The following is a 22231-nucleotide window of genomic DNA, read 5'->3' as shown; positions in this document are numbered from 1 at the left end:
AAGCGGGCCGCAGGGGCCCGCCAAACACACTACCAAAGTACCGCCCCCAGGGAGAGGGCGGCTACGCCAGCGTCCTTCAGGTGCCGGCGATTCTGAGCTTGCTCAGAATTTTGCGGTTCTGCTCCACCGTGTTCAGCATTTTCTGTTGCAGCTCCGTCATCGTGCTGGGCTGGGGTGCGTCAAAGCCCTGGGTTTTGAGCTGCGCCTGAAACCTGGCGGATTGAGTCACCTTGTCCATTTCTTGGCGCACCTTCTGGATCAGGGCCGGGGGCGTGCTGCTGAGCACGAACAGTCCCACACTGGCATCGGGCAGCACGAAGTCGGGCATGTTCTGCTCGGCAAAGCTGGGTACATCGGGTAGCAGGCGCGAGCGGTTGGGCGAGACTACGCCCAGGGCCTTGACCTTGCCGGCCTTGACCAGCGGGGCTGCATTGGTCACCACTTCAAAGGTCAGCTGTACCTGATTGCCGATCAGGTCGACGATGGCAGGGGCCGAGCCTTTGTAGGGTACGGCGGTGATCTTGCCGCCGCTTTTCTCGCTCAGCAGCTCACCCAGCATGTCGGAACGGGTGCCGGGGCTCAGGTTGGCGACATTGATAGTGCCGGAGCTCTTTTTTGCATAGTCCAGCACCTCCTGAATCCTGTTGGGGGGGAAGCTGTTGTTGGCCACCAGCATATGCACCATGGAGGCTACATCCGAGACATAGGTGAATGTCTTGCGCACGTCAAACGGCGTCTTCACGGTGAGTGGAAAGTCGGTCCAGATGCTGGAGGGCGCAATCATCAGCGTGTGCCAGTCGGCAGGTGCGTTCATCACGGCGCGCTCGGCAATCACGGCCGATCCGCCGGGTTTGTTGTCGACGACCACGGGCTGGCCCAGATTGGTCTGCAGATGATCGGCCACCAGGCGCGCCACACCATCGGTGATGCCACCTGGAGGCGCTGGAACGATGAGGCGAATGGGCTTGGTAGGCCAGACAGGTGTTGGGGTCTGGGCCTGTGCCGCCGTGATGGCCATCATGCCGGCGCATAGAACGGTGGCGCAGGAACGCAGGTTTTGAACCACGCTGCGCATGGGGTGCTTGCGTGATGGTGTGGCGGGGTCTGCGAGATTCACAGCGCTTGTCATTGAGGTCTCCTGTCGTTTTTCATGGGGGCAGACATTCGGCATGACGCCGATCTCTGTCTCGCAGGGGGGCAGACCCAACAAATAGTTGATCCGCTGAAGCTGCCGGCATGTCCCTGCGCTCTTGTGCTTGGGGTGTAGGAATGCACCAATTCATGATGGAGGCCCGCAAGTTCGGTGACTTGGCGTTTCATGCCTGCGACTTCGCATTTGATGACTGCAGTACTCCGCACTTACCCGATGCTGGGCTGCAGCCTGCATGGCTTCGAGCGTGCTTGAGGCGCGGTATGGGCGCCTTGCAATCGGAGCTGCGAGGAGGGGGAGATAGCAGGTTGCCGATGCTGCGCAGCACTTGTCTGGGCTTTTGCAGTGCATGAACCGCTGTCGTCTCTCTGTTGCCTGCCCCAATCACCTTCAGGCATGGTTTGCCGGTGTTGTCGCGTTTGAGAAAGCGCGTGTCTTGAAATGCAAAGTGGCATCTCACACGGCATTTGATACTGGCATCACGCATCGGCAATGGCCTGAAATCGGCTGATGCAGTTTGTCCAGACACTGATTTTTCGCACTCAAACCGGAGACAACAACCATGAACTTTCTCGACGGTCACCTGTATCCCGAAAACCAGCAGCCGCTGATCATCACTGCGGCTCCCTACGCGCCGGGCTGGATTCCCTCGGACTTTCCCGAGGACATCCCCATCACCATGGAAGAGCAGATCCAGAAGGCCGTGGACTGCTATGAGGCAGGCGCTACCGTGCTGCACCTGCATGTGCGTGAAGACGACGGCAAGGGCAGCAAGCGTCTGTCCAAGTTCAACGAGCTGATTGCCGGTGTGCGTGAGCGTGTGCCCGAGATGATCATCCAGGTGGGCGGCTCCATCAGCTTTGCGCCTGAAGGCCCGGATGGCGAAGCCAAGTGGCTCTCCGACGATACCCGCCATATGCTGGCCGAGCTGACACCCGTGCCCGATCAGGTGACGGTGACCGTCAACACCACGCAGATGAACGTGACCGAGCATGCCGGCGAAGATGACTTCCGCGGTGTCTCGCGCGGCTTCCCGCATCTGTACAAGACCTACAAGGACATGATTGTTCCTTCGAACCCCAGCTTTGTCGAAGAACATATCCGCCGCCTGTCCGAAAAGGGCATCCAGAGCGCCTTCCAGGTCTACAACATCAACAGTTTCGAGACCATAGAGCGCATGATTCGCCGCGGCGTCTACAAGGGCCCGCTGGTCATGAACTGGGTCGCCATCAGCGGCGGCATGGACCAGGCCAATATCTACAACCTGGCCAATATGCTGCGCGCCGTGCCCGACAACGCCATCGTGACCGTGGAGAGCTCGGTGCTGAACGTGCTGCCCATCAACATGATCGGCATGGCCCTGGGTCTGCATGTGCGCTGCGGTATCGAAGACGTGCTGTGGAACCAGACCCGCACGGGCAAGATGAGCACCGTGGAGCAGATCAGGCAGCTGGTGCGCATTGCGGGCGAGTTTGGTCGCCCGATTGCCACCGCCCGGCAGGCACGCGAGATCAAGCAGATCGGCGTGTTCTACGAAACCGCCGACGAAACCCTGGCCAGGAACGGCTTCGCGCCCAACCGCAAGGGCGCCAACCAGGGCTTTCTGCGCAAGCCCATGGACGCTGTGACCTGAGTCTCAAAGCCCTGGTGACTGGGACCGGCTCATCAGCCAAGGGGTAGCCGCTGTGCGTTTGTCACGCTTGCCTGGTGGATGCGTGGCCAGGCTCCTGGCCCCGCCGACTTCCTTGAGAAGTCGGCTTTTTTATTCTTCTGGATTCAAGCCCGCAGATAAAGGTCGTCGCCCTGCGCGTTGCGCTCTTGCAGGATTTCTCCTGCCGCCAGCAGCTCGTCCAGATGCTGGGAAATGCTGCGCGTCTCCGCCCCCTGTACCCAGGGCGCATCGAAGCCTTGCGGATAGAGCAGGCGCTGCTCCACCATCTGCGAGAGCGTCATGGGCCGCTGCGCCAGCCATTCGAGAATGCGTGCACCGCGCTCGTCAATGACCGCAGCAAAGCGCTTGAGGTCTCGCAGAAACGTCTCACGCTCGGTGTAAATGCCCTTGTGGTGAGAAGTCACCCAGACCTGGGCATCGATCTCCGGCAGCCGTGCCAGGCTGCGGCGAAAGTCCGCCAGACAGGAGCAGGCGTCGCCATAATAGGGCCCGAAGCCCGTCAGGTCGATATCGCCGATAAAGGCAACACCCTCGGGCTCGATCAGCAGCACGGTATGGCCGGCGGTATGGCCAGGCATATGAATAGCGTGAATCTGCGACTGGCCCAGCTCCCAGACGGCTCCATCTTCGTAGCCGCAGGCATCGGGTCTGGGGGCGTAGAAGAAATCGCTCTCCAGCTTGCTGCGCATGATGCTGGCCTGCGCAGAATCGGCCCAGCCGAAGGTGGCAACCAGACCCTCCCAGCTTTGCAAGGCCGCCAGATCGCCGACGTGAGCAAAGACCTGTGCGTCTGGCAGGCGGTGCAGGCCGGCCATATGGTCCTCATGCACATGGCCCATCACCACCAGCTCGGCGGCATCGAACTCGGCCCCGATATGGTTGGCAACGATAGGCGTATCCAGCGCTGCCAGCGTATCGCTGCCGCGAATCATGATCTGGTTGCCGTCCGGATACTTGCCGCCCTTGGCGCCGCGAAACACCGTCACGCGGCCAAACTGGTGGCGCTGTATGTCTGTCTGGGCTGTGTCGATGGGATGCATCATGGTCTGAGAGCAGGAAAGTGAAGCCGGCTTCTGCGAAGATTAAGACCTTGGATGTATTTGCGCTGTCACCACAGCGCTTTGAAAGACGAGTCGGAGATGACCCAACAGGACAAACAGGCTCAGGAAGCCCATCTGATCGAGCACCCCATCAAAAGCGAGCTGGTGCATCAGGGCAGTTTTCTGCAGGTGAGGCTCGATACCGTGCGCCTGCCCCATGGCGGGCAGGCCACGCGTGAGTATGTGGTGCACCCCGGCGCCGTGGTGGTGATAGGCCTGCTCGACGATGGCCGCGTGCTGCTGGAGCGGCAGTTCCGCTACCCCGTGGGCCGGGTCATGACGGAGTTTCCCGCAGGCAAGCTCGATGCGGGCGAGCAGCCGCTGCTCTGCGCCCAGCGCGAGCTGCTGGAGGAGACCGGCTACAGCGCGCGCGAATGGGCCTATGCCGGGCCCATGCACCTGGCGATCGGCTACTCCGACGAGATCATTCACATCTTCTTCGCGCGCGGCCTGACTGCAGGCGAGCGCCAGCTCGATGCCGACGAGTTTCTCGATGTCTGCAGCATGACGGCTGCCGAGCTGCTGGACGGCGTGCGTAGCGGCCAGGTCACCGATGCCAAGACCTTGAGCTGCTGTCTGTGGCTGCAGAATGTGCAAAGCGGTGCCTGGTCTCTGGAGTGGAAGCCGGCTTGACTTTTTGATAGCTGCTTGCGTACGTCAAAAATGGGTTTCAGCTATGAAAGTGCCTGAAATTCATGCCGGTCAGGCGCTAGCTGCTTCTTTTTCGGGATTGCCTGATACCGGCCTGTGTTTGTCGTCGGGTGATGACAGACACAGCATGACCTTCCTATAAACTGGCGTCATGCACCACGGCACGCAATCCAGACGGGACGCTTGCAGGCCGCCAAGGTGCCCAGGAGTGTTTCATGGAATCGTCAGAGCTTGAGGATGACAGCGTTTTCGAGAGTGCGGCCGAGTTGTTCAAGGCCATGGCCGCGCCCATGCGGCTGAAGATCATCAGCGCGTTGTGCAACGGAGAGAAAAACGTCTCCGAGCTGCTGGCTTCCATAGACACGACCCAGCCCAATATGTCGCAGCATCTGAACACGCTGTACCAGTCCGGCATTCTGGGGCGCAGGCGCGAAGGGGTCAGCATCTACTACTTCATCGCCAACGAGAAGGTCGTCCATATGTGCCGCACCATCTGCGTGCAGATTGCCATCGAACAGAACTGATGGCTTGACCCCTAAAAAAGAAAAGGCGCACCAGGCGCCTTTTTTCATGGCCGTATGCGCCTCAGGGCTTGAGGTAGACAAAGCCCTCCCTGGCCTGCAGGCGCGCCACTTCGGCCACCCCGGAGGGGACGACCGAGGCTTCCATCAGCAGGCTGGAGACTTCGAGCTTGCGTGTCTGCAGCGTGTTGTTGCAGACCTTGAACTCCACGCCGCGCCCCGCCAGTGCGCTGACCTGGCCGCTGAACTCGCGGCCCCTGCTGTCCTTGGCATTGTTCAGCAGAAAGTCTATGCCGGGCCCATGGGTGACCACCACGATCTTGTCCGTGGGCGAGGCATTGAGTTCGTTGGTGATATTGGCGAGTATGGCGGCCGCGGTCTCCACTCCGGTGTTGACGTGATAGACCACTTTCACATCCTGAGCGGCGGCAATCGCCGTAAACAGGGCAAAGCTCAGGGCAACAAGTTGGCGCTTCATCGAAGGTCTCCTGTGGTGTCTGTAGGCATCAGGGAAGATGCTGCTGGTTAAATATTGCCACTTGCTTATATTAACGATGACGCAAACATTCAAAAATAGGGCAAGCGCTAGTGGCGACATTAGTGGCGGCATTCATGCATGACGCGCTGCCCATGCAAGGGAGACAAAGCCATGACAAGCTGGGCAGGGGCGGCGCTGAGGAGCTTTGCAGGAATGGCAATCGCAGCGGCCATCGCAGCGCCAGGTACAGCGGCAGCGCATGATGCAGCCCCCCGGCCGCTCATGCCGCAAGCGGTCAGCAAGCACATGATGGAGTTGCAACAGGTGGCGGCCAATGTGTTTTTTGTGCAGGGTGTATCGGCGCTGGGCAGTCCGGCCAATCGCAACTTCATCTCCAATGCAGGCTTTGTCATCACCCATGACAGCGTGGTCGTGATCGATGCGCTGGGTTCGCCCGCACTGGCCGAGGAGCTGGTGCAGAAAATCCGTACGCTGACGCCCAAGCCCATCAGCCATGTGCTGCTGACCCACTATCACGCCGACCACATCTATGGCCTGCAGGTGTTCGAGGCGCTGGGCGCAAAGATCGTGGCCCATGTTCAGGCGCGTGAATACATCAACTCGGAAACCGCGCATCTGCGGCTTGAGGCTTCGCGCAAGGATCTGGCACCCTGGGTCGACCGGAGCACGCGCCTGGTGCCGGCGAGTCAATGGGTGTCGGGCGACAGTTCCACGCTGAAGGTGGGGGGCGTGGACTTTGTGCTGCAGCATATGGGGCCATCGCATACGCCGGAGGATACGGCCATCTTCCTGCCGCAAAGCGGTGTGCTGTTCATTGGCGATGTGGTGTTTCGCAACCGCATTCCCTATGTGGGCCAGGCCGACAGTCGCCACTGGATTGCCGCACTTGATGAGCTGCTCAAGCTGCCCGTAAAGGTCATGGTGCCGGGCCACGGTCCGGCCTCCGAGCAGCCGCGCCAGGACATGCAGCTGACGCGAGACTATCTGCACTATCTGCGCGAGGCCATGGGCAAGGCTGCAGCCAACCTCGACCCGTTCGACGAGGCCTATCAGGCGACGGACTGGTCCAGGTTCTCGGTCTACCCGCTATTCAAGGAAGCCAATCGCATGAATGCCTACAACACCTTCTTGCTGATGGAGCAGGAAAAGCCGTGATGGAAACAGCCAGCTCCTTTCGTGCCCGTAGAAGACTGTGCTTGCAGTTGCTGCTGGCGGGCGCGGCCCCGGCGTGGGCGGCGCTCGATGCCTCGGAGCGCCTGCTGCCCACCAGCCAGAGCCTGCAGCACGACCTGGCCTTGGCGCAGGCTGGCAAGCAGCCGCTGGTGGTGATGGCAAGCCTGCACGGCTGCCCGTTCTGCAAGCTGGTGCGCGAGCATTACCTGCTGCCGTTGCAGCAGTCGGGGGCTGTGGTGACCCAGATTCATTTTCTGTCGCCCGAGCCTTTGCGGGACTGGAATGGCGTGGCGACCACGCATGGCGGCATGGTCAGGCAACTGGAGATCGAGGTTGCTCCCACCGTGCTTTTTTATGGGGCAGGGCGGCGGGAAGTGGCTGATCGCCTGATTGGCAGCTCCATCCCCGATTTCTATGGCGCTTATCTGGATGGGCGCATGAAGATTGCCCGGGCTGCGGTGCAGGGGCGCTGAGCCGGGGATGGGTATCGCTGTTCCTATTTGGAATAACAAGGGTTAGCGCGGGATCTCAAATCTGACGAGCTGTTGGATACTTTAAATAACAACATGCTTATATATAAATATAAGGAGGCGAAGCGATGAAGACTGCATCCTGGCTGGGTGGCTTGACGGTGTTGCTGGGGCTGGCTGTTCCTGCAATGGCGCAGGCAGATCAGGCGCTGGCACAGAAGAACGCCTGCATGGCCTGCCATGCGGCGGACAAGAAACTGGTGGGCCCGGCGTTCCAGGATGTGGCCAGGAAATATGCGGCCCAGGCCGATGCCCAGTCCTATCTGGTCAAAAGCATCAAGGCCGGTGGCTCCGGTAAGTGGGGGCCGGTGCCCATGCCCGCTCAGCCAGCACTCAGCGAGGCCGACACCCAGACGCTGGCAGCCTGGATTCTCAAGGGTTCCAAATGAAACAGGCGTGTCGTGCTTTCCCGGTAAGCGCCATCAACGATCAAAGAGAGAGCTTATGCAAAGCCAGTTGACGGGCAAGGTGCGCAAGGCACCCGAGAATTTTGTGCGAGCGGACGATGTAGGTACGGTGTTTGCCGAAGCCAGGGCAGGTCGGCGTGACTTCATTCGCGGGGCTTTCGCAGCCGCAGCGGCCGGCGCTTCAGCCGTCCATGCGCAGGGTAGGCAGGCCGTGAGTGCTGAGGGAGACCCCAATATTCTGGAGCTGCCCGCGCACAGCAAGGGCCTGGGCCAGCCGGTGGTCACTGACGGCTACGGCAAGCCTTCCAGATACGAGGCCAATGTGCAGCGCCGCCAGAGCCCTGGTCTGACCCAGACCAAGCAGGCCTCGGTATCGTTTGCGCCGCTGCAGTCGCTGTTTGGCATCGTCACGCCCAGCGGTCTGCATTTCGAGCGCCACCATCAGGGCTGGTGGGATATCGACCCTTCCAAGCACAGGCTGATGATCAACGGTCTGGTGAAGAATCCCAAGGTCTTCACCATGGACGAGATCATGCGTCTGCCTTCGGTGTCGCGCTTTCACTTCATCGAATGCGGCGCCAACACCGGCATGGAGTGGGGCAATGTGGCCGTGCCCACGGTGCAGTACACGCACGGCATGCTGTCGTGCAGCGAGTTCACGGGTGTGCCCCTGATCACCTTGCTGGAGATGGCCGGGGCCGATCTGAAAAAAGGCCGTTTCATCCTGGCCGAGGGGGCGGACGGCTCGTCGATGACGCGCACCATTCCCGTGGAGTTGATCACTTCCGGCGAGGTGCTGGTCGCCTATGGCCAGAACGGCGAGATGCTGAGGCCCGAGCAGGGCTATCCGCTGCGCCTGGTGGTGCCGGGCGTGCAGGGCGTGAGCTGGGTGAAATACCTGCGCCGCATCGAAGTGGGCGACATGCCTTATGCAGCCAAGGACGAGGCGATCCACTATGTCGATCTGATGCCGGACGGACAGCACCGCCAGTACTCGAGCATTCAGGAATGCAAGAGCGTGGTCACCACGCCGTCCGGCGGGCAGATGCTGCTGGACAAGGGCTTCTACAACATCACGGGCCTGGCCTGGTCGGGGCGCGGCAAGGTCAGGCGCGTGGATGTGAGCGTGGACGGCGGCCGCAACTGGCGCACGGCCCGGCTCGAAGGGCCGGTGATGGACAAGTGCCTGACGCGCTTTCATCTGGACTGGGTCTGGAATGGCGAGGAATGCATCATCCAGAGCCGCGCCATGGATGAGACGGGCTATGTGCAGCCCAGCTACCAGCAGCTGCGTGCTGCGCGCGGCACACGCTCCATCTATCACAACAATTCCATCCAGTCCTGGGCGGTACGTGCCAACGGGGAGGTCGCGAATGTTCAGCTTGCGTAAACCGCTGGCACTGCTGGCGCTGCTGGCCATGGGCGTGGCTGCCGGGCCCGCTGCGGCGCAGGGCAAGTCTGCCGAAGACCGCTATCCCGGCGTGGGTCGCAATGCCACGGGCAAGGAGGTTCTGGCCTGGGATATCGACGTGCGCCCGGATTTCAAGGGGCTGCCTCCGGGCTCGGGGTCCGTGCAAAAAGGCATGGACGTGTGGGAGGCGAAGTGCGCGTCCTGCCACGGGGTGTTCGGCGAATCCAACGAGGTGTTCAGTCCGCTGATCGGCGGCACCACGGCCGAGGACATCAGGACAGGACATGTGGCGCGGCTCAAGGATCCGGCCTTTCCGGGCCGCACGACCTTGATGAAGGTGGCCACGGTCTCCACGCTGTGGGATTACATCAATCGTGCCATGCCCTGGAATGCGCCCAAGTCGCTGTCCACCGAAGAGGTGTATGCCGTCACGGCCTATCTGCTCAACCTCGGCGGCGTGGTGCCCGAGAACTTCACGCTCAGCGACAGGAATATCGCCGAAGTACAGCAGAAGCTGCCCAACCGCAATGGCATGACGACCCGGCATGCGCTGTGGCCCGGCAACGAGTTCGGCAAAGACGCCAGGCCCGATGTGCTGGCCACTGCCTGCATGAGCAACTGCGGCCCCGCACCCACGCTGCGCTCGGCCTTGCCCGAGCATGCCAGCAACAACCACGGCAATCTGGCCCAGCAGAACCGGCTGGTCGGTGCCCAGCGCGGCATCGCCACCGATGGCGGTGCCAGCAAGGCCGCGCAGCCAGCGGCCGCCGGGAAATCGGGCAGTGCGGCACCGACGGCCTTGCTGGAAAAGAACGCCTGCATGGCCTGCCATGGCATGACGCAGAAACTCGTCGGCCCTGCCTTCAGCGACATCGCCGGCAAGCACGGCGGCCAGCCGGACTATCTGGCCGGCAAGGTCAAGTCAGGAGGCTCGGGCGTCTGGGGATCAACACCCATGCCGCCCCAGCCCAATCTCAGCGATGCTGATGCCAGGGTGATTGCCCAGTGGCTGGCTGCCGGGGCCAAGCCCTGAGCCCGCTTGTGTGATGTGAATGAAAAGGAGACAACGATGAAACGTAGAGACGCCCTCAAGAACAGCGCGGCCGTGCTCGGCATGCTGATGGCCGCAGGCCTGCTGCCGCAGGCTGCGCAGGCGGCCTATAACAAGGCCGCTTTCGACGCCAAGACCGTGGCCGATGTGCTCAAGGCCATGGGAGCCGCTGCACCTGTCGAGAGCAAGGACGTGACGCTGACGGCGCCCGACATTGCCGAAAATGGTGCCGTCGTGCCCCTGGGCGCAGCGACCAGCCTGCCCAATGTGAAGCAGATGCTGGTGCTGGTGGAAAAGAACCCCAACACGCTGGTGGCGGCCTTCACCGTCAACGAGGCGCTGGAAGCCAATTTCCTGACCCGCGCCAAGCTGGGCCAGTCCTCCGATGTCTATGCCGTGGCCATCACCAATGACGGCAAGGCTTTCTATGCCAAGAAGGAAGTCAAGGTCACCCTCGGTGGCTGCGGCGGCTGATGGCAAGCAATCATCTGAATCAGGAGAAGAACATGGCTGATCCAATGCGTATTCGTGCCCAGGCTGCGGGTGACAAGACCACCGTGCGCGTGCTGATGTCCCATGAGATGGAGACCGGCCAGCGCAAGGATGCGGAAGGCAAGACCGTGCCCGCCTGGTTTATCCAGGAGGTGACGGCCGCGCACAACGGCAAGCAGGTGCTGCAGGCCGAATGGGGGCCGGCGGTTTCCAAGAACCCGTTTCTGCAGTTCGTGGTCAAGGGTGCCAAGGCGGGAGACAAGATCTCGGTGAGCTGGAAGGACAACAAGGGCGAGACCCGTACGGATGAAGCGACCGTGAGCTGAGCACGGCGCAGACAGTGGCTGGCCGCCGGCCAGCCTTCACCCCAGTCCAGAATCAATCAAAAAACAGAGAGGTGCCCCATGAGACATTCCTCCCCGGGCCAGGCGGCTGCCGCCGTGCTGGCCTTGTGCATGGCCGCGCCGGTGCTGGCGCAAAAGTCCACGGCCGACGGCATTGCCGAGTACCGCGAGATGCTGCAGGACGGCAACCCCGCCGAGCTGTTCGAGATGAAGGGCGAGGAGTTGTGGAAGCAAAAGCGGGGCCCCCGCAAGGCGTCCATGGAGCAGTGCGATCTGGGCAAGGGGCCGGGCGTGGTCAAGGGCGCATTTGTAGAGCTGCCGCGCTATTTTGCCGACACGGGCAAGGTGCAGGATCTGGAGTCGCGCCTGCTGACCTGCATGGACAGGCTGCAGGGGCTGGATGTGCAAAAGATTGCGGCAACAGCGTTCGGCAAGGACGAGCAAAAGAACATGGAAGGGCTGGTGGCCTGGATTTCATCGCAGTCCAAAGGCATGAAGTTCAATCTGCCCCAGGGCCATGTGCAGGAAAGGCAGATGTACGAGGCGGGCAAGCGCATGTTCTACATGCGCGGTGGCCCGCATGACTTTGCCTGTGCCTCCTGCCATGGTGGGGATGGCAAGCGCATCCGCATGCAGGATCTGCCCAATCTGACCAGGAACCCCGGCGCAGCGGAAGGCTTTGGCGCCTGGCCCGCCTATCGGGTCTCATCGGGCGAGCTTTGGAGCATGCAGCGCCGCCTCAACGACTGCTTCCGTCAGCAGCGCTTTCCCTATCCCGGCTACGCCAGCGACGTGACTGTGGCGCTGGGCGTGTTCATGGGCGTCAACGGCAAGGGCGGGATGTCGACCGCACCGGCCATCAAGCGATAAGGAGGCCCTATGCGCAAGCAAAAACACATGCCGTACCTGGCCGTGGCCGCATCGTTGCTGGTGCTGGGCTGTGCCTCCGTCGACGGGGCGGCGGACATCGATGCCTTGACGGCCAAGATGGTGCAGGCCTCTTTCCGCGATCAGGGCATCGCCAAGGTCGATCGCCTGCAGCAGGACGAATCGAATGCAGCCTGCAGCGCTGCCGATGCATCCGGCAAGCCGCTGGTGCCTGCGCGTGCGCAAGCCATCGAAGCTGCCAACCTCAAGACCGTCAAATGGCCTCGGGATGGCAAGCTGCTCGGCGACTGGAAGGAGGGAGAAAAAATCGCCCAGAACGGTAGAGGCATGACCTGGAGCGACAAGGCTGGCAGTGCCAATGGCGGCAACTGCTACAACTGCCACCAGATCAGCAAGGAAGAAATCTCCTTTGGCACGCTGGGCCCCAGTCTCTACAACTACGGCAAGATTCGCGGCATCAAGGATCCGGCCAGCCCCGAATCCAGAGCCATCGTCGAGTACACCTGGGGCAAGATCTGGAACGCCAAGGCCTACAACGCCTGCTCGGGCATGCCCCGCTTTGGTCACTCCGGCATCCTCACCGAAGCGCAGACGCGGGATCTTGTCGCGCTGCTGGTCGATCCGGCCTCTCCCGTCAACAAGTAGCTTTCTTGAGGCGGCGCCGCTGCTTGCCCGCCTCGCCGTGCCGAGCCGTCCGGCAAGGGGACGAGACCGGGCGATGCAGCATTGCGGACATGGCTTGTGCCAGTTCGGATAGCGCGGAGCGTGCTGTCGACGGAAATGCCCGTGCCTGCCCCTGGTCGGCACAAGTACCAACGGATATCACCATGAGTCTTTCTAAACGTGAATTTCTGCAAGTGCTGGCTGCCGCCAGTGTCTCGGGCATGGGCTTGCAGCGCTATGCCTACGCCGATCAGTCGCTGGCCGACAAGGCCTTGTATGAGGTGGCGCCGTTCGGCAATGTGTCCCTGTTGCATATGACGGACTGCCATGCTCAGCTCAACCCGATTCACTTCCGCGAGCCCAGTGTCAATCTCGGTATCGCTGCGATGAAGAACCAGCGCCCGCATCTGGTGGGCGAGCATCTGCTGCGTTCGGTGGGCATCAAGCCAGGCACGGCGTCGGCTCATGCCTTCAGCTATCTGGACTTCGAGGCGGCGGCCAGGCGCTACGGCAAGGTGGGCGGGTTTGCCCATCTGTCCACGCTGGTCAAGCGCATGCGCGCCTCGCGTCCCGGGGCATTGCTGCTGGACGGCGGCGATACCTGGCAGGGCTCGGCCACTTCGCTATGGACCAATGCCCAGGACATGGTGGATGCCTGCAAGCTGCTGGGCGTGGACGTGATGACGGGCCACTGGGAATTCACCTACGGCATGCAGCGCGTGCAGGAGATCCTCGACAAGGATTTCGGCACGAAGCTCGACTTTGTGGCGCAAAACGTCAAGACGGCCGATTTCGGCGATCCGGTGTTCAAGCCCTATGTGATCCGCGAGATCAACGGCGTGCCCGTGGCCATCATCGGCCAGGCCTTTCCGTATACGCCGATCGCCAACCCGCGCTATATGGTGGCGGACTGGAGCTTCGGCATCCAGGACGACAATCTGCAGAAGATGGTGGACGAGGTTCGCGCCAAGGGCGCCAAGGTGGTGGTCGTGCTCTCGCACAACGGCATGGATGTGGACCTCAAGATGGCCAGCCGCGTTCGCGGCATGGACGCCATCCTGGGCGGCCACACGCATGACGGCATGCCCGTGCCCACGCTGGTGCAGAACGCAGGCGGCAAGACCATCGTCACCAACGCGGGCTCGAACGGCAAGTTTCTCGGGGTGCTCGACTTCGATGTCCGGGATGGCCAGGTGCGCGGCTTCCAGTACCGGCTGCTGCCGGTGTTCGCCAGCATCCTGCCTGCCGATGCCCAGATGCAGGCGCTGATCACCCGGGTGCGCGCGCCCTATGAAAGCCGGCTGGGCGAAGTGCTGGCACGTACCGATGGCACGCTGTACCGCCGTGGCAACTTCAACGGCACGGGCGATCAGTTGCTGCTGGATGCGATGATGGAGATGCAGAATGCGCCGATTGCCTTCTCGCCGGGCTTTCGCTGGGGGACGTCGCTGCTGGCCGGGCAGGACATTACGCGCGAATGGCTGATGGACATGACGGCCACCACCTATTCCTACGCCACGGTGACCGAGATGACGGGCGCCACGATCAAGACCGTGCTCGAGGACGTGGCCGACAATCTCTTCAATCCCGATCCCTACTACCAGCAGGGCGGCGACATGGTGCGCGTGGGCGGCCTGCAATACCAGTGCGACCCGGTGGCCGGCGCGGGCCGGCGCATCAGCGACATGCGCCTGAACGGGCAGTTGCTGGAGGCGGACAAGAAATACAAGGTGGCCGGCTGGGCGCCGGTGGCCGAAGAAGCCAGGACTGCCGGCAACAAGCCTATCTGGGAGCTGGTCGAGCCCTGGCTCAAGGACCGCAAGACGCTGGGGCCGCGCCGGCTTGACGAGCCCAGACTGATCAATGTCGGCGGCAATCAGGGGCTGGCCAAGGCCTGAGGGGAGCCTATTAGAAAGCCGATTAAGACAGTGTTAGCGCGCGGGCTGGGGTATATGCCATTGCCTTGAAGTCGGACCGCGCCGTCCAATGCCCGCATGAGTCTTGCCGAGTTTGATTCCCTGACGGCCACCGTTCTGGTGGCCATTTTGTTGCTGGCCGCCGTGCTGGGCTTTGTGATGCGCGAGACCCGCTTTTGCACCGTGGGCGCCATCAGCGATGTGGTCTATCTGCAGGACTGGGGGCGGGCGCGCCAGTGGTGCATGGCCATCGCCGTGAGCATGCTGGGCTTCACGGCGCTGGCGCTGTACGGCCAGTTGCAGGTGGGCGATGCCCTGTATGCCGGCCGCCGCTTGCTGTGGCTGTCGGCCCTGGCCGGAGGGTTGCTGTTTGGCGGCGGCATGGTGCTGGCATCGGGTTGCGGGGCCAGGAATCTGACCCGGCTGGGCAGCGGCAGCCTCAAGGCGCTGGTGGTGCTGCTGGTCATGGGCGTGGCCGCCTTTGCCACGCTCAAGGGCATTACCGCCGTGGCTCGGGTGCGCTGGCTGGACAGCGTGCATCTGGAATTCGCGGCACCGGCCCTGCTGCCCGAATGGCTGGCCGGCCATATGGCCTGGCCCTTGACGCTGCTGCGCGGCGTGCTGGGCCTGGGTCTGGGGGCCTTGCTGTTGCTGCTGGCCTTCGATCCCCGGCCCGGCGCCGAGCGCAGCCGGGTCGTGCTGCTGGGCGGGCTGCTGGTTGGCCTGTGCGTGACGGCGGCCTGGTGGCTAGGCGGCCATCTGGCGCTGGTGGCCGAACACCCCGAGACGCTGGAGCAGGTCTATGCCGCGACCTATAGCGGGCGCATCGAGGCCTTCAGCTTTGTCACGCCGGTGGCGCACACGCTGGACTGGCTGATGTTCTTCAGCGACCGCAACAAGGTGCTGACCTGGGGCATTGCCTCGGTGGCAGGCGTGGTCCTGGGCAGCTTTGTCCATGCGCAGTGGCGCCGGGACTTCCAGTGGCAGGGCTTTGCCGATCGCGGCGATCTGGCCCGTCATCTGCTGGGAGGACTGATGATGGGCGTGGGCGGGGTGACGGCCATGGGCTGCACCGTGGGCCAGGGCATCAGTGCGATTTCCATGCTCAGCCTGGGCAGCTTTGTGGCGCTGGCCGGCATTGTGCTGGGGGCGGTGCTGATGCTGCGCCATCTGGCAGAGACGGCATGAAGCAAAGTAAATTTGATAGCTTCTTGCGCTTGCTGATAAACAGATTCAGTATGAAAACATGTTGAAAACGAGAAAAGGAGCGCGGTAGGCGCTCCTTTTTTAAGGGCCACAGCGTTTCAGAGCCGGCGCAGGCGCGCGGCAGCCTCGATCAGGGTTTCGTCCTTTTTGGCAAAGCAAAAACGCACCACGCGCTGATCGAAACCGTCGCCGTAGAAGGCCGACAGCGGAATCGCGGCCACGCCGATTTCCCGGACCAGCCACTGGCAGAACTCGGCCTCGTTGAGATCCGAGACCGAGGAGATGTCGGCACACAGGAAATAGGTGCCGGCCGTGGGCAGCAGCTTCAGGCGCGAGCCCTGCAGGCCGCCGAGGAACAGATCGCGCTTGGCCTGGTAGAAGGCCGACAGCTCCAGATAGGGCGCAGGGTCCTGCATGTACTGCGCAAGGCCCGCCTGCATGGGCGTGTTCACGGTGAACACATTGAACTGGTGCACCTTGCGGAATTCGGCGCTGAGGGCAGCGGGCGCGGCCACGGTGCCGACCTTCCAGCCCGTGACATGGTAGGTCTTGCCAAAGCTGGAGACGATGAAGGCGCGCTCGGCCAGGCCCGGGTAGCGGGCGCTGCTCAGATGCTGGGCGCCGTCGAAGACCATGTGCTCGTAGACCTCGTCGCTGATCAGCAGCACATTGGTGGGTGCCAGCAGGGCCTCGAGCTGGCGCATTTCCGCATCGGTCCAGATGGTGGCGCTGGGATTGTGCGGGCTGTTGATGATCAGCAGGCGCGTGCGCGGCGTGATGGCGGCCGCGATCGAGGCAAAGTCGGGGCGGAAGCTGCCGGGCGTCAGCGGCACCCGCACGGCCACGCCGCCGGCCATCTCGATATTGGGCACATAGCTGTCGTAGCAGGGGTCGAGCACGATGACTTCGTCGCCTGCATGCACGGTGGCCAGGATGGCGGTGAGAATGGCCTGGGTGGCGCCGGCGGTAATGGTGATTTCGCTGCCCGCGTCATAGCGGCGGCCGTGCAGCGCTTCGATCTTGGCAGCCACTGCCTCGCGCAGCGCGGGCCAGCCCGCCATGGGCGGGTACTGGTTGTGACCGGCGCGCATGGCATCGTTGACAGCGTCGAGCAGCCTGGGGTCGCAGCCGAAGTCGGGGAAGCCCTGGCCCAGATTGACGGCCTGGTGCTCGGCGGCCAGCGCCGACATGACGGTGAAAATGGTGGTGCCCACATTGGGCAGCTTGCTGGGGAAGTTGGGAGTCACGATAGTCTTGCAATGCATGGGCCGGGCGCACAGGCGCCGGCCCTTTAGGCAGGGCCGGATCAGAGCCCGAAGTCGTCCACGCTGCCGTTCATGGCGCGCATGATGAGGTCTCGCGAGAGACGATCGCTGAGCAACTCGGCAAACCGGTAGACGAAGTTGCGCAAGTATGCGCCGCGCTTGATGGCAACACGGGCCACGCTGGTGCCGAACAGATGGCCGACGGGGCGCACCACCAGGTCGTTGACGGTGTCGTCGCGCATGGCCATCTCGGCCACGATGCCGATGCCCAGGCCCAGACGCACATAGGTCTTGATCACGTCGGCATCGATGGCCTCCAGCACGATATGCGGATGCAGGCGGCGCATCTCGAAGGCATGGTCGATCTTGCCGCGTCCGGTAAAGGACGGGTGGTAGGTGATCAGGGCCTCCTGGGCGATGTCCTCCAGCGTGATGCGCTCTTTCTGAGCCAGCGGGTGGCCCGTGGGGATGACCAGCACATGCTGCCATTCGTAGCAGGGCAGGGTCACCAGATCGGGGTAGTCGGCCAGCGATTCGGTGGCCATGCCGATCTCGGCCACTTCGTCGATCACCATGCGCGCGACTTCGGCGGGCGTGGCCTGGTGCAGGCTGATGGTGACCTTGGGGTAGAGCTCGCGCAGGCGTGCCACGGCGGGCGGCAGCACATAGCGGGCCTGGGTGTGGGTGGTGGCGATGCTCAGCGTGCCGCTGTCCTGGGCACTGTATTGCTCGCCGATGCGCTTGAGATTGCCCACTTCGCGCATGATCAGCTCTATGCTCTTGAGGACTTCCTGCCCTGGCTCGGTGATGCGCTTGAGGCGCTTGCCGTGGCGCGCAAAGATATCGATGCCCAGTTCTTCCTCAAGCTCGATGATGGCTTTGGAGACTCCGGGCTGGGAGGTGTGCAGGGCCTTGGCTGCCTCGGTGAGATTGAGGTTGCGGCGGGCGGCTTCCTGGACGAAGCGGAATTGATGCAGGTTCATGACGGCATGGACTAAGAACTCGCATCATTATGCTTCAAATATCTAAAGAAGCTATTTTTTATTTGAAATCTGTATGTTTGAGCGTTTCGGTGCCGCAGGCGGCCTCTATCGCCAGCTGCGCCAACAGGGCCGTGACGCGCGGATTCTCACCCGCCGCAGTCTGCAGATCGAACCGGCAGCCAGGATGCTGGCGGCGCAATTCGTCCAGCAGGCGCGGAATGTCTTCGCGCGCATGTTTGCCGGTACCGAGGAACAGCGGCAGCACGATCAGATGTTTGACGCCCTGGGCAATCAGGGTCTGCGTGGCGGCAGGCAGATCCGGGGCGCAGGCATCCAGATAGGCACAGATGCAGGGCAGGCCGGGCTGCATTGCCTGTAGCAGTTGGTGCACGGCCTCTATGGGCTGGCGCCAGAGCGGGTCTCTGGAGCCATGGGCCAGCAAGATCAGACCGGCCCGGCCTGGAGAGTGGTTGGCAGCATCAACCATGGCCTAGCGCCTCAGTACCAGCCAGCCAAAGGCCGAGAGCGATAGCGCGGTGTAGAGCATGCCCGGCGCTGCGGCGGCCAGCCAGGGCCACCAGGACTGCAGGGTGCCGATATAGCCGAACACGTTGTTGAGCAGGAAGAAGCTGATGCCGGCCATCACCCCGCCAAACACATAGGCCGTGATACCGCCCGAGCGGAAATGCAGATAGGCAAAAGGCAGGGCGAGAACCACCATCACCAGGCAGCTCAACGGGTAGAAGACCTTGCGCCAGAACTCGATTTCGTACTTCTGCGCCGCCTGGCCGTTGTCCTGCAGGTGACGTACGAACTGGAAAAGTGCAATCGTGGTCATGCGATCGGGCTTGAGCAGCGCGCCCGAGACCATGGCCGCAGTGACCTTGGTGGGCCAGTTCATGCTGGCTTCGCTGATTGGGCTGAGCTTGGTGACATCGCCTTCTTGAGCGACCTTGCTGCCTTGCACACCATTCAACGTCCACTGTTCATTGTCTTCATCGACCTGGGCTGATTGAGCATTGATCTGCGCGGCGATGCGGCCCTTGCTGTCGAACTCGAAGATGCGCACATTGACGAAATCGCCAGGACTCTTGACGGCGCCGACGTTGATGGCGACGGAGTGATCACCCTGTTTCTCCTTGAGCCAGGCACCGGTGGCGCCCCGGGAGATCTGGCCCTTGCTGACCACGCGCAGTTTCTGGCTGAAGTTGTCGGCAGCAGGGGCAATATAGTCACCCACCAGCACGGTGAGCAGCACAAAGCTCATGCCCAGAATCAGCAGCGTGCGCAATGCCAGCCAGGGGCCCATGCCGCTGGTGCGCATGATGGTGAATTCCGAGCTCTGGGCGAACTTGGCCATCACGAAGATGGCGCCGATCAGCACGGCAATCGGCATCAGCTCGTAGAGGTGGCCCGGAATGGACAGGGCCACAAACAGCAGCGCGCGCGTGGCGGTGTAGCCGGCACTGCCGCTGCCCACCCAGCGCATTTCATCGACCAGGTCAAAGAAGAAGAACAGCGCCAGAAAGGCCAGCGAGACATACAGGACGGCCTGTATGACTTCGCGATAGATCAGGTTGCGCAGGACTTTCATCGTGCGGCCTCCTTGCGGGTGCCCGGGCGCTGCAGCAGATCGCGCGGCGACCAGCGGAAATGGCGCGCCAGCAGCACCAGCACGCTGACCGTGAGGATGCTGCCGTGCAGCACGCCCAGCAGGCCCCACATGCCTATCTTGTTGGCGCTGACCCAGCTCTCGCCCAGGGTCATGAGGTTGTAGTAAACGATAAAGGCGAAAAGGGCGATCATCAGGCTGCTGCTATTGCCCGCACGCGGGTTCACGCTGGAGATGGCCAGGCCCAGGATGACAAAATTCAGCGCGGCAAAGGGCAGGCCTAGGCGCCATGCCAGCACGGAGCGGGCAATCGGTTCGTCCTTGCCGATCAAGTCCTTGGTGGGCATGCTGCGTGCAGCCATTTCTTCGATGGTGACGGGGTTGTCGTTGTCGACCTGCACGCCGTATTCCTTGAATTCGGTGATACGTACCGAGCCGTCGTCACTGCGTGTCTCCATGCGCTGGCCGTCCTCGAGAATCACCATGCGCTGGCCCTTGATGACGGCCAGATGCGCACCCTTGGCCGAAGTCACGGATTCCTTGCCGGGATCGCGCGAGACCACGAAGACGTTGCTGGCAGCCATGTCCGAAGGGGAATCCTTGTCGACGAAGAACACGCGTGTGCCGCCCGCCGATTCCTGGAACTCGCCGGGAGCGATGCGGTCCAGGTCGCTGCGCTGCTGGAACTGGGTCTTGATCTGCTCGATTTGCTGATAGGACCAGGGCAGCACGCCCAGGGCCAGGACGGCCGTGATGAGGATCACCGGCCAGGCAAAGCGCAGCAGAGGCTTGAGTAAACTGGCCAGACCCTGGCCGGCGGCAAACCAGATGACCATCTCGCTGTCGCGGTACATGCGGGAAAGAGATCCCACAATGGCAACAAACAGACTCAGGCCCAGAATGGTCGGGAGTTGTCCGAGCACGGTGAAACCCATGACCAGCATCACGTCGGAAGGGCTGACACTGCCCTTGTAAGCCTGGCCCAGGGTGCGGATCAGCATCATGGTCATCACCACAGTGATCAGAACCACGGCCGTCGCACCAAAGCTGCGGGCCAGCTCTTTGCGTATGGATGAATCGAATAACATTGGCTAAAAGGAAAACACCGATTATGAACTTTGAACTGAAGGCTCTGACCGCTGCCGCTGCAGCGCGCGAAAAATGTGATTTGCTGTTGGTGCTGGTTTCTGAACAGACAGCATCGGGCACATTCGGCAGCGACGCCATCGGAGCCATGGTGGCTCATGCGGTGAAGCAGGGTGATTTTGCCCTGTCTTGCGGCAAGCAATTGCCTTTGTACCAAGTGCCCGCCATTGCCGCACGTCGTGTGGTGCTGTTGGGCGTGGGAGCTGGTACTCCCAAGGACGTGCGCAATGCCTTGGCCGGCTGCGGTGCGGTGCTCAAGACCGAGGGCATTGCCAAGGCCGTTGTGAGCTTTGCCTTTGATGCCGATGCCCAGGCTGTAGCGGCTGCCGTGCAGGCGGTTGCCGATGCGACCTACCTCTATACCCACACCAAATCCCAGGCCAAGCCTATTGCGCTGACCAAGGTTGTGCTGGGCGTATCGTCCAAGGCCGCTGTGGTTACCGCTGCTTTCAATACCGCCGTGGCGCAGCAGGAAGGCGTGAACACGGCCCGCGAATGGGCCAACCGCCCGGCCAACCATGCAACGCCCACCTTGCTGGCCAATGCGGCCAAGAGCATTGCCAAGGCTGCACGCATGAGCTGCAAGATCCACGGCCCTGCCGAAGTGGCCAAGCTGGGCATGGGCGCCTTCATGGCGGTGGCCCAGGGCTCGCGTGAGCCCCTGCGCTTCATCGAACTGCACTACAACGGTGCGGCCAAGAACGTGGCCCCCATTGTGCTGGTAGGCAAGGGCATTACTTTTGACACCGGTGGCATTTCTCTCAAGCCTGCGGCAGAGATGGACGAGATGAAGTTCGACATGGGCGGTGCTGCCAGCGTACTGGGCGTGTTCCAGGCGCTGGCCAGGCTGCAGCCGGCCATCAATGTCGTGGGCCTGATCCCTGCATGCGAAAACATGCCCGACGGCGCAGCCGTCAAGCCCGGCGATGTGGTGACCAGCATGAGCGGCCAGACCATCGAGATCCTCAACACGGACGCAGAAGGCCGCCTGGTGCTGTGCGATGTGCTGCATTACGCGGCGCGCTTCAAGCCTTCCGCGCTGGTCGATATGGCCACGCTGACCGGTGCCTGCGTGATCGCCCTGGGCGGTTTGCGCAGCGGCCTGTTCTCGACCAGCGACGAGCTGGCAGCCGCGTTGCAGACCGCCGGCGATACGGCGCTCGACCCTTGCTGGCGCATGCCTCTGGACGAGGAGTACGCCGATGGCCTCAAGAGCAGTTTTGCGGACATGGGCAACGTGGCCGGGCGCGCCGCAGGTGCGGTGACGGCCGCCAAGTTCCTGCAGAAGTTCGTGGGCGATATTCCCTGGGCGCACCTGGATATCGCCGGTACGGCCTGGAAGAGCGGTGCTGCCAAGGGAGCTACGGGTCGCCCCGTAGGCCTGCTGCTGCAATATCTGCTGGGCCAGGAAGGCCGGGTTGCCGTTGCAGCAGCGGCGGCTGCCAAGACCCCGGCTGCTCGCAAGAGTGCTGCCAAGCCTGCAGCTTCGCGCCGCACGCGTGTGACCGCCAAGGCTTCGGCTTAAGAAAAGCCGGCAGGGGCGGCCTGATT

23 protein-coding genes are annotated in these 22231 nt (G+C 62.5%); 15 read left to right on the top strand and 8 right to left on the bottom strand.

The genetic code is table 11. The annotated features are described in order from the left end of the window. Positions 1-76: 76 nt before the first annotated feature. Complete coding sequence (locus NOX35_RS16160) at positions 77-1129, bottom strand: tripartite tricarboxylate transporter substrate binding protein (protein ID WP_232537970.1); 1053 nt, start codon at positions 1127-1129, stop codon at positions 77-79. Positions 1130-1712: 583 nt separating this feature from the next. Between NOX35_RS16160 and NOX35_RS16155 the strand changes: the two genes are divergently transcribed. Beyond that, positions 1713-2783, top strand: coding sequence for a 3-keto-5-aminohexanoate cleavage protein (locus tag NOX35_RS16155; RefSeq protein ID WP_256493977.1), 1071 nt, complete (start codon positions 1713-1715; stop codon positions 2781-2783). A 143-nt stretch (positions 2784-2926) separates the two neighbouring features. On the opposite strand, the gene NOX35_RS16150 is transcribed toward NOX35_RS16155, so the two are convergent. Continuing rightward, a complete protein-coding gene (locus tag NOX35_RS16150) occupies positions 2927-3865 on the bottom strand; it encodes an MBL fold metallo-hydrolase (protein WP_256493976.1) in 939 nt (312 codons plus the stop codon). Between the two features lie 96 nt (positions 3866-3961). Here NOX35_RS16150 and NOX35_RS16145 point away from each other — a divergent pair, with 96 nt between their 5' ends. Together NOX35_RS16145 and NOX35_RS16140 are read left to right on the top strand one after the other, a co-directional pair. Next, complete coding sequence (locus NOX35_RS16145; protein ID WP_182283236.1) at positions 3962-4555, top strand: NUDIX domain-containing protein; 594 nt, start codon at positions 3962-3964, stop codon at positions 4553-4555. Positions 4556-4788: 233 nt separating this feature from the next. Further along, entirely contained in the window at positions 4789-5097 is a 309-nt protein-coding gene (locus NOX35_RS16140) for a metalloregulator ArsR/SmtB family transcription factor (RefSeq protein ID WP_003053925.1), read from the top strand. 61 nt (positions 5098-5158) lie between these two features. Here the strand turns inward: NOX35_RS16140 and NOX35_RS16135 are convergent, their stop codons facing one another. Then, complete coding sequence (locus NOX35_RS16135) at positions 5159-5572, bottom strand: DsrE family protein (protein WP_256493975.1); 414 nt, start codon at positions 5570-5572, stop codon at positions 5159-5161. A 171-nt stretch (positions 5573-5743) separates the two neighbouring features. Between NOX35_RS16135 and NOX35_RS16130 the strand changes: the two genes are divergently transcribed. From NOX35_RS16130 to NOX35_RS16080, 11 genes are all read left to right on the top strand, one after another. Beyond that, a complete protein-coding gene (locus tag NOX35_RS16130; protein ID WP_182283234.1) occupies positions 5744-6748 on the top strand; it encodes an MBL fold metallo-hydrolase in 1005 nt (334 codons plus the stop codon). Further along, positions 6748-7239: a hypothetical protein gene (locus tag NOX35_RS16125; protein ID WP_182283233.1), complete on the top strand. Its 492-nt coding sequence runs from the start codon at positions 6748-6750 to the stop codon at positions 7237-7239. Before NOX35_RS16130 ends, NOX35_RS16125 begins: the two co-directional genes overlap by 1 nt. 125 nt (positions 7240-7364) lie before the next feature. Continuing rightward, on the top strand, positions 7365-7685 hold the full coding sequence (locus tag NOX35_RS16120) for a c-type cytochrome (RefSeq protein WP_182283232.1): 321 nt from the start codon (positions 7365-7367) through the stop codon (positions 7683-7685). Between the two features lie 55 nt (positions 7686-7740). Next, positions 7741-9093, top strand: a complete 1353-nt coding sequence (gene soxC, locus NOX35_RS16115; protein WP_182283231.1) for a sulfite dehydrogenase — start codon at positions 7741-7743, stop codon at positions 9091-9093. Continuing rightward, positions 9077-10147, top strand: coding sequence for a c-type cytochrome (locus NOX35_RS16110; RefSeq protein ID WP_256493974.1), 1071 nt, complete (start codon positions 9077-9079; stop codon positions 10145-10147). Before soxC ends, NOX35_RS16110 begins: the two co-directional genes overlap by 17 nt. A gap of 36 nt (positions 10148-10183) precedes the next feature. Further along, positions 10184-10639 carry a thiosulfate oxidation carrier protein SoxY gene (gene soxY, locus NOX35_RS16105; RefSeq protein ID WP_182283229.1) on the top strand — a complete coding sequence of 152 codons (456 nt, stop codon included), beginning with the start codon at positions 10184-10186 and terminating at the stop codon, positions 10637-10639. Positions 10640-10671: 32 nt separating this feature from the next. Next, the gene (soxZ, locus tag NOX35_RS16100; protein ID WP_003053938.1) at positions 10672-10983 is read left to right on the top strand and encodes a thiosulfate oxidation carrier complex protein SoxZ; all 312 of its coding nucleotides are present in this window, start codon (positions 10672-10674) and stop codon (positions 10981-10983) included. 78 nt (positions 10984-11061) lie between these two features. Further along, positions 11062-11871, top strand: coding sequence for a sulfur oxidation c-type cytochrome SoxA (soxA, locus tag NOX35_RS16095; RefSeq protein WP_256493973.1), 810 nt, complete (start codon positions 11062-11064; stop codon positions 11869-11871). 9 nt (positions 11872-11880) lie between these two features. Then, positions 11881-12534 carry a sulfur oxidation c-type cytochrome SoxX gene (gene soxX, locus NOX35_RS16090; RefSeq protein WP_182283227.1) on the top strand — a complete coding sequence of 218 codons (654 nt, stop codon included), beginning with the start codon at positions 11881-11883 and terminating at the stop codon, positions 12532-12534. A 182-nt stretch (positions 12535-12716) separates the two neighbouring features. Next, positions 12717-14450 (top strand): thiosulfohydrolase SoxB, encoded by a 1734-nt coding sequence (gene soxB, locus NOX35_RS16085; RefSeq protein WP_256493972.1) that lies wholly within the window; start codon positions 12717-12719, stop codon positions 14448-14450. A 96-nt stretch (positions 14451-14546) separates the two neighbouring features. Then, positions 14547-15656, top strand: a complete 1110-nt coding sequence (locus NOX35_RS16080) for a YeeE/YedE family protein (protein ID WP_256493971.1) — start codon at positions 14547-14549, stop codon at positions 15654-15656. Between the two features lie 116 nt (positions 15657-15772). On the opposite strand, the gene NOX35_RS16075 is transcribed toward NOX35_RS16080, so the two are convergent. Genes NOX35_RS16075 through lptF form a run of 5 tightly spaced genes read right to left on the bottom strand, consistent with a single transcriptional unit; the run spans position 15773 to position 20622 of the window. Continuing rightward, the gene (locus tag NOX35_RS16075; RefSeq protein WP_256493970.1) at positions 15773-16939 is read right to left on the bottom strand and encodes a pyridoxal phosphate-dependent aminotransferase; all 1167 of its coding nucleotides are present in this window, start codon (positions 16937-16939) and stop codon (positions 15773-15775) included. A gap of 41 nt (positions 16940-16980) precedes the next feature. After that, the gene (locus tag NOX35_RS16070; RefSeq protein WP_003075706.1) at positions 16981-17922 is read right to left on the bottom strand and encodes a CysB family HTH-type transcriptional regulator; all 942 of its coding nucleotides are present in this window, start codon (positions 17920-17922) and stop codon (positions 16981-16983) included. A gap of 58 nt (positions 17923-17980) precedes the next feature. After that, positions 17981-18409 carry a sirohydrochlorin chelatase gene (locus NOX35_RS16065; RefSeq protein ID WP_182283223.1) on the bottom strand — a complete coding sequence of 143 codons (429 nt, stop codon included), beginning with the start codon at positions 18407-18409 and terminating at the stop codon, positions 17981-17983. A gap of 3 nt (positions 18410-18412) precedes the next feature. After that, positions 18413-19516 (bottom strand): LPS export ABC transporter permease LptG, encoded by a 1104-nt coding sequence (gene lptG, locus NOX35_RS16060; RefSeq protein ID WP_256493965.1) that lies wholly within the window; start codon positions 19514-19516, stop codon positions 18413-18415. Continuing rightward, positions 19513-20622 (bottom strand): LPS export ABC transporter permease LptF, encoded by a 1110-nt coding sequence (lptF, locus tag NOX35_RS16055; protein WP_256493964.1) that lies wholly within the window; start codon positions 20620-20622, stop codon positions 19513-19515. The genes lptG and lptF overlap by 4 nt, the downstream gene beginning before the upstream one ends. 23 nt (positions 20623-20645) lie before the next feature. Here lptF and NOX35_RS16050 point away from each other — a divergent pair, with 23 nt between their 5' ends. Continuing rightward, positions 20646-22205, top strand: a complete 1560-nt coding sequence (locus tag NOX35_RS16050; protein WP_182283220.1) for a leucyl aminopeptidase — start codon at positions 20646-20648, stop codon at positions 22203-22205. Positions 22206-22231: the final 26 nt, after the last annotated feature.

It is taken from the genome of Comamonas sp. C11 (genome assembly GCF_024496285.1).
In the GTDB taxonomy this organism is placed as follows: Bacteria; Pseudomonadota; Gammaproteobacteria; order Burkholderiales; family Burkholderiaceae_C; genus Comamonas; species Comamonas testosteroni_F.
Note: the sequence above shows the minus strand (reverse complement) of the source record. Positions and strands in the feature narration are given on the sequence as shown.